Origin of the sequence: Robertmurraya sp. DFI.2.37 (genome assembly GCF_029211245.1) — a bacterium.
In the GTDB taxonomy this organism is placed as follows: Bacteria; Bacillota; Bacilli; order Bacillales; family Cytobacillaceae; genus Robertmurraya; species Robertmurraya methanolica_A.
In genome coordinates this window covers 37442-49287 of record NZ_JARGEJ010000015.1, presented here as the reverse complement: position 1 = coordinate 49287, position 11846 = coordinate 37442, and the positions used below count along the sequence as shown (strand labels likewise).

General features: G+C 37.3%; 13 protein-coding genes. 8 read left to right on the top strand and 5 right to left on the bottom strand.

Features of this window, described 5'->3' with window-relative positions:
• The first annotated feature begins 39 nt into the window (after positions 1-39).
• The 3 genes from PZE06_RS10455 to PZE06_RS10445 all read left to right on the top strand — a co-directional run bounded on the left by PZE06_RS10455 (position 40) and on the right by PZE06_RS10445 (position 2550).
• Positions 40-1143, top strand: coding sequence for a mechanosensitive ion channel family protein (locus PZE06_RS10455; RefSeq protein WP_150915667.1), 1104 nt, complete (start codon positions 40-42; stop codon positions 1141-1143).
• Positions 1144-1220: 77 nt separating this feature from the next.
• The gene (locus tag PZE06_RS10450; protein ID WP_150915628.1) at positions 1221-2024 is read left to right on the top strand and encodes a dimethylarginine dimethylaminohydrolase family protein; all 804 of its coding nucleotides are present in this window, start codon (positions 1221-1223) and stop codon (positions 2022-2024) included.
• A 40-nt stretch (positions 2025-2064) separates the two neighbouring features.
• Positions 2065-2550 carry a hypothetical protein gene (locus PZE06_RS10445; RefSeq protein ID WP_095311707.1) on the top strand — a complete coding sequence of 162 codons (486 nt, stop codon included), beginning with the start codon at positions 2065-2067 and terminating at the stop codon, positions 2548-2550.
• Between the two features lie 34 nt (positions 2551-2584).
• On the opposite strand, the gene PZE06_RS10440 is transcribed toward PZE06_RS10445, so the two are convergent.
• A complete protein-coding gene (locus tag PZE06_RS10440; RefSeq protein WP_137744416.1) occupies positions 2585-3601 on the bottom strand; it encodes a DUF1646 family protein in 1017 nt (338 codons plus the stop codon).
• A 317-nt stretch (positions 3602-3918) separates the two neighbouring features.
• Here PZE06_RS10440 and PZE06_RS10435 point away from each other — a divergent pair, with 317 nt between their 5' ends.
• From PZE06_RS10435 to PZE06_RS10425, 3 genes are all read left to right on the top strand, one after another.
• Entirely contained in the window at positions 3919-4245 is a 327-nt protein-coding gene (locus PZE06_RS10435; protein ID WP_137744415.1) for an antibiotic biosynthesis monooxygenase, read from the top strand.
• A 509-nt stretch (positions 4246-4754) separates the two neighbouring features.
• The gene (locus tag PZE06_RS10430; RefSeq protein ID WP_225310675.1) at positions 4755-5153 is read left to right on the top strand and encodes a hypothetical protein; all 399 of its coding nucleotides are present in this window, start codon (positions 4755-4757) and stop codon (positions 5151-5153) included.
• Entirely contained in the window at positions 5150-5449 is a 300-nt protein-coding gene (locus tag PZE06_RS10425; protein WP_225310674.1) for a CPBP family glutamic-type intramembrane protease, read from the top strand. The genes PZE06_RS10430 and PZE06_RS10425 overlap by 4 nt, the downstream gene beginning before the upstream one ends.
• A 191-nt stretch (positions 5450-5640) precedes the next feature.
• On the opposite strand, the gene PZE06_RS10420 is transcribed toward PZE06_RS10425, so the two are convergent.
• From PZE06_RS10420 to PZE06_RS10405, 4 genes are all read right to left on the bottom strand, one after another.
• Positions 5641-6201 (bottom strand): FAD-dependent oxidoreductase, encoded by a 561-nt coding sequence (locus PZE06_RS10420; RefSeq protein ID WP_137744413.1) that lies wholly within the window; start codon positions 6199-6201, stop codon positions 5641-5643.
• 228 nt (positions 6202-6429) lie between these two features.
• The gene (gene adhE / locus PZE06_RS10415; RefSeq protein WP_150915629.1) at positions 6430-9024 is read right to left on the bottom strand and encodes a bifunctional acetaldehyde-CoA/alcohol dehydrogenase; all 2595 of its coding nucleotides are present in this window, start codon (positions 9022-9024) and stop codon (positions 6430-6432) included.
• 57 nt (positions 9025-9081) lie between these two features.
• Positions 9082-9315: a hypothetical protein gene (locus PZE06_RS10410; RefSeq protein WP_150915630.1), complete on the bottom strand. Its 234-nt coding sequence runs from the start codon at positions 9313-9315 to the stop codon at positions 9082-9084.
• Between the two features lie 309 nt (positions 9316-9624).
• Positions 9625-9879 (bottom strand): hypothetical protein, encoded by a 255-nt coding sequence (locus PZE06_RS10405; RefSeq protein ID WP_150915631.1) that lies wholly within the window; start codon positions 9877-9879, stop codon positions 9625-9627.
• A gap of 98 nt (positions 9880-9977) precedes the next feature.
• On the opposite strand from PZE06_RS10405, the gene PZE06_RS10400 reads away from it, so the two are divergent.
• Together PZE06_RS10400 and PZE06_RS10395 are read left to right on the top strand one after the other, a co-directional pair.
• Complete coding sequence (locus PZE06_RS10400; protein WP_150915632.1) at positions 9978-10835, top strand: VOC family protein; 858 nt, start codon at positions 9978-9980, stop codon at positions 10833-10835.
• Between the two features lie 89 nt (positions 10836-10924).
• A complete protein-coding gene (locus PZE06_RS10395; RefSeq protein ID WP_150915633.1) occupies positions 10925-11770 on the top strand; it encodes a hypothetical protein in 846 nt (281 codons plus the stop codon).
• The last annotated feature ends 76 nt before the right edge of the window (positions 11771-11846 follow it).

The window sequence follows — 11846 nt, the reverse complement described above, 5'->3', positions numbered from 1 at the left end:
ATGGGATGAACAGAAGTATGACAAGGAAGTTGATGTATGATACGTTGGAAACAATTGTTGGAATATGATTTTCTATTGGATGTAGGCATTTCCATAGGGATCTTTCTGCTCTTTTTAATCTTTAGAAAACTATTCGCGAAATATGTGTTTTCTCTTCTAATGAAAATGAGTAAAAAGGCACCAACAGAATTTCTCTCCCGTGTATTCCTTTCGTTTGAGAAACCGATACAGTGGTTATTTCTCGTTTTGGGAGCATATATAGCTATTGATGTTTTTCCATATTTAAAAGCGGATCAAGGTCTTTTTCTAAAAATTTTTAAAGCATCGATCATTTTTTTCTTTAGCTGGGGATTGTATAATCTCTCCTCAAGTTCATCCCTGTTACTTACAAAAATGAATAAACAATTCAATATGGAAATAGATGAAATTTTAATCCCATTTTTATCGAAAGCAATACGAGTAGTAGTTGTCGTTATAAGCTTCAGCATGATTGCTCAAGTGTTTGAATACGAGGTGAGTGGCTTAGTGGCTGGTTTAGGATTAGGGGGATTAGCCTTCTCACTAGCGGCCAAAGATGCTCTTGCCAACCTATTTGGGGGAATCGTGATTATTACAGAGAAGCCCTTTTCGATTGGTGATTGGATTATGACGCCAAGTGTCGAAGGAACGGTTGAGGAAATTACTTTTCGAAGCACTCGTGTGCGAACCTTTGCTCAAGCGGTAGTAACTGTTCCGAATGCTACGTTGGCAAATGAAAATATTACGAACTGGAGTGAAATGGGGAAACGGCAAATTACGTTCCAGTTACGGGTTATGCATGATACCCCAAAAGAAAGGCTTCAAGCAGTGGTTGACAAAATTGAAGCGTATTTGGAAAACCATAAGGGTGTTCATAAAGAAACGATTTTTGTGAAATTCGATCAGTTTACTGAAAATGGGTTGGGGATATTTTTATATTTCTTTACAAACACGACTATTTGGGGAGAGTTTCTTGCTGTTAAAGAAGAAATTAACTTTTCTATATTGGAAATTCTTGAAGAAGAATCAGTACTGCTTTCAATCCCAAGTAGAAAATTGTATGTTGATTCTGAGAGTAGCAGCAGTCAACCTTTTTCCACGTCACAAAAAGAAAGCTCAAATTAATTTTTACCTAAAATCTTCTAATAACTCCTTTGAAGTTTGGTTACATTAGTAGCACGAACGATAAAAGGAGTTTTTTTATGTCGAAAATTAGCTGTTTTAATGAGTATGATCCGTTAAAAAAAGTTCTTGTGTGCGAGCCAAAGTTTCTCATGCAGCCGGAGTCAATGAACGTAAGTATCGATCTGGCGATAAAGGAGCATCATCACTTTGTGTCAACATTGAAGACTTGCGGCATAGAAGTCATTTCATTGCCGGCAGTCAAGCAGTTTCCAGAGCAAGTTTTTACACGTGATACAGGCTTTGTTTTAGGAGAAGACTTTTTTGTAGCAAACATCGAAAATTATATTCGCCAAGGGGAAGAAAACTATTTAAAGGAGCAGCTTACAGAAGCAGCTATTCCTTATCAAACCATTGCGAAAGGTAAAATTGAAGGCGGAGATGTAATGATAGATGGAGAAACCGTGTATGTAGGGATAAGCAATCGAACGAACACGGAAGCAGCTAGACAATTGCAGAGCTTTCTTCCTAATTTTAACATCATTGAAGTGCCGTTTTCCGATGCTTATCTCCACTTAGACTGTGTTTTTAATATTCTCTCTTCTAACGAGGCAATCATTTATCCAGAGGAAATACATGGGGAGAAGATAAAAGATTTGAAAAAACGCTATGATTTAATTGCTGTTTCAGAGGAGGAGCAGGCGACGCTTGCAACAAATATTCTTTCATTAGGAAATAAGAAGATCATTAGCCTTCCGATAAATAAAAATATAAACAAAGAACTGAATCTGCGAGGTTATGAAGTTATTGAAGTGGATTTCATGGAAATGATTAAGTTTGGAGGCTCTTTTCGTTGCTGTACTTTGCCAATATTAAGACAGTAAGGATAAGAACTGTAAATAAAGAGTAAAGGTTTTGTTGACCGTGATCGGATTATTGATAGCAATTGTCATTTTTAATTATTTGGGATTTAAGTACAACCGTTTAACTCAAAATCAAACGCTGCATATTTGGAGTTTCACGATTGCCTTTCAAGGATTGTTTGATATGCTGATTGAGTATAAATATCATGGTTACTGGTATTTTTCAAAAGAGGTTGAATGGAGAGGGGTATTGGCGCATACAATCCTGATTCCCCCAGTAAATATGCTCTTTCTTAGCTTTTTTCCTTTTAGGAAGAAACGAGTGGAGCAAGTGCGTTATATCTTTTTATGGACAGTGGCCATTTTATGTTATGAAGCATTGACGCTATTACCTGAGCCATGGGGTTATTTTTACAATGGCTGGTGGACATTGTGGCATTCGGCAGCAGTGGACCCTATCCTTTTTTTCATTTTGTTGGCCTATTTTAAATGGGTATTAAGATTGGAATTACTGTCGGGGCCAGGGAGATTTCCGAACTTGAAATGAAAAATAGGGGGAGAACAACTCCCCCTATTAAGGTTTAAAAATGCTTGTCTCCGAGGAGGGCAAAAAAATAGATCGCCATCGTAATAAGCCCGAAAGGCAAGCCAAATTTTGCCCATTCTGAACTCGTAATCTTAAGCTTCCCAGATGAGATGATATTTGGGATATTACCCGGGATTAGCATCCCACCGCTAATAATGAGACCAAGAAGAATGGCTTTAATCGTTTGATGACTCATTGATGGACTGATTTCTGCTGCGGCTAATGTAGCGTTATCTAAAACAGATGAGATGATGTTGATCCAATACAGAACGTTTTCGTGAAGTCCTAGAATATAGGCATCAATTAAAGGTTGAAACCCTGCACCTAGCAAGGTCAAACCCATGACGAATACGTATATCTTTCCAGTTCGAATGAAAATTTCTCGATACGTTTCCGGATTGTCAGAGACGAGTCGAGTTTTTTTAAATTGTGGATGGACAAAAAGAGCGGCAATTATCCCCATCATGATAATACCGAGAATCACTTCTCTGCCGATTAATTTCGATAGAAAGAACATATCCTCATTTAATTTACTAACAATAATCGTGGATAATGGTTCTCCAATTGGCGTTAGGGCAGCTCCAAGGCCGATTGAAAAGCAGGTAATAATTACTAGTTTCACTTCAGATGTTCTCTGTAAACGGAGCACAGACACGATGATAACAAGTACGAGAGAAGCGATTATGGCTGTAATGATGCTAGAGAGAAGGCCGAGTACAATGACAACAAGAGCAAAAAATAACGGATAGGGCATCGATTCGCTTACTTTTTTAATCATTTTTTCTAATGGATTCTTTAGCCATTTGAACAGGAGTCCAGCAATAAAAACAGCGGTGGTAATTTTTACTGGATCCTTGATTGCTTTCATGATTAACGAAGGCTCCCATATTCCGCTTACCCACACGGCACTGATTCCCATAAAAAATAAAAAAAACTCAAGATTTTTCTCAATCATTTTTACCGAAAAAGGAAGAAAAAGCACTAATAGTAAAATGAAAATTAACCCTGTCATGGTGACTCCCTTTCCAATTTTTTTGTCCTAAAATGATACATATGCTTGTCTAGCCGAAATATGCCATTGTATTTTTTCTTAAATATATCCAATAAAAATAAGTTAAGAAGAACGCTATTATTGCTTAGCATACAGAATAAAGGCTTTTTTGACTAAAAGAAGGATATAGCTGAAAGCATGGTTTAAAATTTTGATGTTTTCTGTGTCAGGTCTCAATCAATTTTGTAGCTAGTGTTATTAGTTGTAGTTGAAAATGATTATCATTTATAATGGAATTATAGTTTCTAATGTTGGATCGTAGAAAGGAGAGCTTAAATATGTTTGTGCAAATGAGGAAAACAATCGTTACTGAAGGCAATGCGGATAAAGTAGTGGAACGTTTCAGTAAGGAAGGAATTATTGAAAAACAACCAGGTTTTATAGATTTAACGGTAATGGTTAAAAAAGTACGTCGGGGTGATGAAGAGGTCCTTGTGCAAGTTCGCTGGGAGTCAGAAGAAGATTGGAAGAATTGGGAGAAGAGTGACGCTCACATTGCTGGTCATAAAGCAAACCTCGGACAACCGAAACCTGACTATATTGTCGGTACAGAAGGCGGGAAATATGAAGTTGTAACAGTTAAGCAAGCAGTTAGTAGCACGTGATCATAAAGTAGCTAGAAGCTAGCTAACAGAATGATAGCAACGGTTAGCAATAATCTAGCATTTTTCTTGAGAATCTCGAATAATGAGGAGATACAATTTTAATAGTTTAGAAAATCGAGTGTGAAATCGCAAAGGTTCCGTACTCGATTTTTTTATTATGGCTCTGTTATATGTCGGTGTTGATTTTTGGCTCATTCTCTCTCTGACCTTTCAGTTATACTTAAAGGCATATGAAACTTTGGTTTCACATGAAATGAGCCCAAAATCATTTTAACAACAATTCTATTTAACAAAGACTATTTTATATAAGGTTAAGTGGGTTTTGGGAGGTTTAAATCGCCCTCCAAATAGCGTAGCACTCAGCAGAGTGATTGTATGTGGGCAAGGTGCAAGTTCATTTTGTGATTTAAGCCTGATAAAAGCAAGCTTAAGAATAAATAGGAAATTTATGCTAAGATATAAAGACATAGAAGGGAGAGCATAAATTAAAGGTCAACAAAAGAGTTTTATTGAAAATAGTTGGTTTAGAATTGCTACTAATCTTGTTTTTCACAGTAAACGGAGCGTTTGTAACCATAACAATGCCCACTAGTCCAGCATTACAGTTTATTGGACTTTTACCTTTGGCGGTAGGTACTTACATTTATTTAGTCATAAAGGGAAAGTGGAATAATTATTTTTCAGTAAAGAAATTAAAACCAATAAAAAAGACGTTTCTTTTCGGTGTTCCATTGCTATTGGTTTTACTGCTTGTTTTTATTGGAAATAAAGGAATAAATACTTCCTCTCTATTGGATGTATTCCTAATATTTATGATACAACTTTTTGTTGTTGCTTTTATCGAAGAAATTTTTTTTAGAGGCTTTATGCTACTCTATTATCGAAAGGGTATAAAAAAGCTGTTATGATTTCAAGTTCCCTGTTCGCTATTACCCATTCTTTACAGCTTCTCGGAGGGCAATCATTAGAAGACACCTTGTTACAAATTATATATGCATTTGTTGTAGGGATGGTCTTATCGTTACTCATTATTAATAATCAATCCATTATCATGGCTATAGCTTTCCACGGTTTAAATAACTCTTTACAATTAATGGGTCAAGACCAAGGTTCTTCAATCTTTAGTTATGTCATCATTGCTATTTTAATTACGTATTCCATTTTCTTATGGATGCGAGCCTCGAACGCTACTATTTTAAAATGAAATTTGATAAGAGGTTTATTTAACAATAGTAGCTTTAATAGAGTAAAATGACATGTTTAAAAAGCTTAGAGCAAACGTTCTAAGCTTTTTAAACATTTGATATGGCCATTACGAAACTGTAATTTATCCTGCTATTTTTAGCTCCATAGTAACGGAACTACTTCTCTTTTCTGATGTTCTTTTTTATAGATTTACTTCATAATATCGTGGTCTACGTAGCGTTCGCCATTTAATTCACTAACAATATTAATCGCTACTTTAGCTCCGTCACCAGCAGTGATAATCGTATGCATGCTTACCCCTGCGCATGTTCCAGCAGCCCAAATCCCTTCAACGTTTGTTTTTCCAGATGGGTCAACATCAAAGATTGCTTTAATTCTCGGTTCTGTACCAGGTTTTGTTGAAACACCTGATTTTTCGCCAAGATCAACTGCCATGCCTGTAGCTAAAATTACATGCTGTGCTTCGTATTCACCACTTTCTGTAACGACAGTTAGTTGTGAACCATTCTTTTTAATTTCAGTTGCTTCAACTTCGACAAGTTCAGCACCGTGTTTTTTTGCCTGTTCTTTACCCGTTTCGACTAAATCAGGACCAGAAATGGCAGGAGCACCATAGTGATTTTCTAACCACGCACGCTTTGTCACGCTTTTTTCATTATCCAAAATAATTGTTTTCTTGCCGGCTTTTGCTGTGAAAATTCCTGCACTTGCTCCAGCAGGGCCTGCTCCGATAATTACTACATCATACATCTGCGAATTCCTCCTCAGTTTTAGTTAAGCCGAATAACATGCTCTAGCGTTTGCTATCCTCATTTTTGTAATCTTCTTCATCGATCATTTTAACAAATTTTTTGAAAAATAACCCAATATTTGCTTGAAGCAAATAGCATCAAAGAATTAGAAAAAAAGAGAGGACTCTTTCCCATGTAATGGGCGTCCTCTCTCAGTCAGTAGCAATCTTGTATGCCTTTTTTCGAATTACCAAGCTTTCTTATATATTTCAGCTAATTCAGAGACTAATGGCAGCTTAGGATTAGCAGTTGTACATTGATCCTCGAAAGCTTTTTCTGCAAGAAATTCGACTTTGCTCTCGAACTCCTTCTTATTGACGCCGTTATCTCTTATTTTTAGTGGAATGTACAATTCTTCAGCGAGCTTAATAATTGCTTGAATTAAGCTTTCCACTCCTTCTTCAGTAGTGCGGGCCGGAAGTCCCAGTGCCATCGCAATTTCTGCATAGCGTTTGTCGGCGATAAACTTTTCATATTTAGGGAACGATGCAAATTTCTTCGGCTTTGTCGCATTATAACGAATGACATGCGGCAATAAAATGGCATTAGCTCGACCGTGAGCAATGTGGAATTCACCGCCTAGCTTATGCGCAAGACTGTGATTGATTCCTAGGAAGGCGTTGGCAAATGCCATTCCTGCTATCGTTGACGCATTATGCATTTTTTCACGGGCAAGGGCATCATTGCCATTGCGATATGCTCTCGGTAAATATTCAAAAACTAGTTGAATGGCTTTAATGGCGAGACCGTCAGTGTAATCATTTGCCATAACGGATACGTATGCCTCAATCGCATGGGTTAACACATCCATTCCAGTATCAGCTGTAACATGCTTTGGAACAGTCATGACAAACTGTGGATCGACAATAGCCACATCCGGTGTTAATTCATAATCGGCAAGCGGGTATTTAATATTTGCTCTTTTATCCGTAATAACGGAGAAAGATGTTACTTCAGACCCGGTCCCAGATGTAGTTGGAATGGCAACAAATTGTGCTTTTTCACCGAGCTTTGGATATTTAACAATCCGCTTGCGAATATCAAGAAACTTTTGTTTTAGTCCAAAAAAGTCTGTTTCAGGGTGCTCGTAAAATAGCCACATTCCTTTTGCAGCGTCCATTGCAGATCCACCGCCAAGGGCAATGATGACATCTGGTTGGAAGGAAGCCATCAATTCTGCTCCTTTCATAACCGTTTCAATGGATGGGTCTGGCTCGACATCGGAGAAAATCTCGCAATGAACATAGTCAGGTCGTTTTCTTAAATAATAGAGAATTTTATCCACATATCCGAGTTTCACCATTCCTGGATCTGTAACGATTAAAGCCTTTGAAATATTGGGCATTTTTGCTAAATATTGAATGGAGTTTTTCTCGAAATAAATTTTTGGTGGAACTTTAAACCATTGCATATTGACATTCCTTCTCGCTACTTTTTTAATGTTGATTAAATGCATCGTTCCGACGTTAGTTGATACTGAATTTCCTCCATAAGTACCGCATCCAAGCGTAAGGGAAGGAATGTATGCATTATAAATATCTCCGATTGCTCCCTGTGAAGATGGGGCATTAACGATAATTCGTCCAGCCTTCATTCTTAAACCAAATTTTCTCATGACTTCTTCATTTGTTGAATGGAGAACGGCGGAGTGTCCCAGCCCTCCAAATTCTAGCATTTGTTCGCATCTAGTTAAGCCCTCTTCAAGATTTTGCACTTTATAGCAGGCGAGAATTGGACTTAATTTCTCTCTTGAAAGTGGGTATTGTGGACCGACACCTTCTAACTCGGCAATTAGAATTTTTGTATCGAGCGGAACATTTACCCCAGCCATTTTGGCAATTTTAGCTGCAGGTCTTCCGACAATATCGGGGTTAATCGTTCCGTGTGGCTCGCGAATAACTAATTTTTCAATTTTATTTTTTTCGGCTTCGTTTAAAAAGTAGCAGCCGTGTGCGCGTAGTTCTTCTTTCGCAGCATCGTATATTTCTTGATCAAGAATAACGGCTTGTTCTGAGGCACAAATCATGCCGTTGTCAAATGTCTTCGACAAAATGAGGTCGTTAACAGCTCGATAGACATCGGCCGATTTTTCAATATAGCAAGGAACGTTTCCTGGGCCGACACCAAGAGCTGGCTTTCCGGAACTGTAAGCTGATTTCACCATCCCTGATCCGCCAGTGGCCAAGATCAGCGACACTTCTGAGTGGTTCATTAATAGCTGTGTTGCATCTAAAGATGGCTTCTCAATCCATTGAATACAATGCTCCGGCGCACCGGCAAGAACAGCGGCGTCACGCAAAGCTCTTGCGGCTTCACTGCTGCACTTTTGAGCTGAAGGGTGGAAGGCGAAAATAATTGGATTTCGCGTTTTAATCGCAATAAGCGCTTTGAACATCGTAGTGGATGTCGGGTTTGTAACAGGCGTCACGCCAGCGATGACTCCTACAGGTTCAGCAATCTCCACGATCCCTTCATGGTCGTTTTCATTTATAATTCCAACGGTTTTATCGTATTTAATATTGTGGTAAATGTATTCTGTGGAAAATATATTTTTGATAATTTTATCCTCATACACGCCACGTCCTGTTTCTTCTACGGCAAGCTTTGCCAGCGGCATATGATGATCTAAACCTGCCAGTGCCATTTGCTTCACAATTTCATCAATCATTTCTTGATCGAAATTTCGAAATTCTTGTAAAGCACGGCGCCCGTTTTGAACTAATTGATCAACCATTTCAGCGACAGTTTGCACTTTTGGTAACTCCTTTTCTTTAACAGCCATTTAAATCTCCTCCTGATATATTGTGAAATATTTCACAAAGATTTATTAAAAAAAAGATTATGATTTTACACAATCTGGATTTCTTGGAATTTTCTCAAAAGAAATATCAGTTAAAATTTTAGAGTTTTTTCTGATATGAAAGACGTAATTTTTTGTCCAAATATAGGCAGGAATGGGATCGTCATCTTTAAACATCATTGCTTCAAAATCATCACCAACCAGCTTTTCAAAATCTGCTTGAGTATAGGTTTCAGTATCTGTAGAAAAAGCTCTCCACTCACAAATGATCATTGTCTTCACTCCTTATTTGTTTATCTACATGTAGAATACCATACTATTTAAATAATAGTTTGTGAAATATTGAACAAACTTTGAATTTTTATTATGAAAGCGGATACAAATAGTGATATGGGTTTTGGCGATATTTAATCGATTCATTTCCCTCAAGTAGGATGAATAATACGAGTAAATAATTATTTTGATATAATATTTATTCGGAAGTTAAACTAAGGAAATAAGGGACATAATCATATTTTGTTTTATTTGTGCGCTGAAATTTATTATGTAGTACAAAAAAGGAATAATAGAGCTTGTTCTATGTTAGTGTTGATTTTTGCTTTCATACGAAATGAGCCAAAGACAATTTCTTTTAAAAAGCGAATAATAAAAAGAACCATCATTTTTATCTATAAATGATTGGTTCTTGTGTTTAGTCTTATACAAATAATCCTTCTTTGTTTTTGTTTTTCGTGTACGCATATCGGCAAAGACAAAAGGACTCCTATTCCATTCTGGGTTTCTTTGTCCCTCGCGAGCAATTTTTTCACGATATTTACGGGCTTTTGATTTTGACAAAACAGATCACTCCTTACTTTTGTTAGTACCTAGTATACTAAATTTATAAGAACTACAGCAATGGAAGTTAAAGAAAAATGTTAAAGGGGTAAATTACAATGAATTTTCATCAATCACCAAATGTGTATGTGGAACAGGTGCATTTAAAAGTAACAAATAAAGAAAGGGCTTCATCGTTTTATCAGGAGATTTTAGGTCTGCAGGTTTTAAAGGAATACCGAACAACGGTTGTTTTTACCGTTGATGGAAAGACACCGATATTGACGATTTTGGAACCGGAGCAGGTTACAGCAAAAGAGGCGCGGAGAACAGGTTTATACCATTTTGCTCTGTTACTTCCATCGCGAGCAGATTTGGCGGCTTGTTTAAAACATTTATTGGAAAGCGGTTATCCGCTGCAAGGGGCTTCAGATCATTTCGTAAGTGAAGCGATCTATTTGGCAGATCCAGATGGAAACGGAATTGAAGTTTATGCAGATCGACCATCGGATAAGTGGCAATGGTCGGAGGGAATGGTCCAGATGGATACTGCCCCTTTAGATGTGGAGGGGTTATTCCAACAGTCGAATGGAGAAGCTTGGCGAGGGCTTCCAAAAGAGACGATTATTGGTCACATTCATTTGCATGTTGCAGATTTGCACGCTGCCCAACAGTTTTATTGTGATGGACTAGGATTTGATATTGTTGCTCGCTATGGTGAACAAGCCCTTTTTATTTCAAGTGGAAACTATCACCATCATATCGGCTTAAATACATGGAATGGCAGAGGAGCGCAACCACCTTCAGAAAAGAGCGCAGGTCTCGAGTATTTTACATTGATTTATCCAAATAAAGAAGAGATGTTGCAAACGATAACACGACTGAGCAATCAACATGATTCAATTCAGGTAGAAGGAGAGGAAATCAAGTTAATCGATCCGTCAGGAACAAGGCTTATCTTAAGAACAAAGGCTTGAACGAAGAAAGTTCGTATAATCTGGCGTGAATGTTGAATAATGTCCCGTCTTCTTCGAAAAATAAGGAGTACTAAAGAGGAGGGATATGAATGAAACGAAACAGCAGAAATAAATATCCGTTTATTTTTTTATTTATCATCCATTCATCTCTCCTGCTCTACTCTTTTATAAAAAAGAAAGATCGTAAGACGTTAAGTGTATTGCTAATGGCGAATATGGGAATGGCCTATATTTTTGAGTATTTTGTACTCCATTTATTTCGCGCTTATCGCTACAAGCCAAAAATCTTAAAAAATCGCTATTTCGATAATTTTTTCGGAGCCATTTTATCACAAGCGATCTATATTCCGTTTACAGGAGTATTCTTAACGGCATTCAAGCTGAATTGGAAAATAAAATCGGCATTTATTTTCTATTTTCATCTCGTTGAGCAGCTGTTTATGAGGCTGAAAATTTATAAGACGAGATGGTGGAATCCGTTTCATACGTCCTCTTTGCTCCCGATCTTTTTTTTTCTAAGTGATAAATGGTATGAACAACTGCAGCGACAAAATCCGCTTATCCTTTTTATTTCTTTATTTTTTGCCATTATGGGGACAGGTACCAATATTATTTACCTTGCCGCATTGACGGGGAATTTCCGTTTTGGAAAGGGGAGGGTACATCGGCTCGAGGAGCATTTTATCTATGCCCCATTATATAGTATCGTGCTTTCTTTATTTTCAGCATGGTCAATTCGTAAAGGTAGGTGGATGGGGAAATTAGGCATTTTGGTGTTTTCGCTAACAGTTGATTCCATTCTTTTTCGTTCGGGGGTGGTCAAAAAGAATTTTTCTATTCCATATTTGAATGTCATTATTCATGTTTTTATGATTCTTATGTCCGCAGTATACGAACGATTGATTTACAATGGGGTGGAAAGGGAAAACCATTAAATATAAATGTCTAGGTGGTCTTTTTGCTTTTAGTTTTATCCATGGAGCGATAGGAAAATAAGCTTTTCTCCCATAT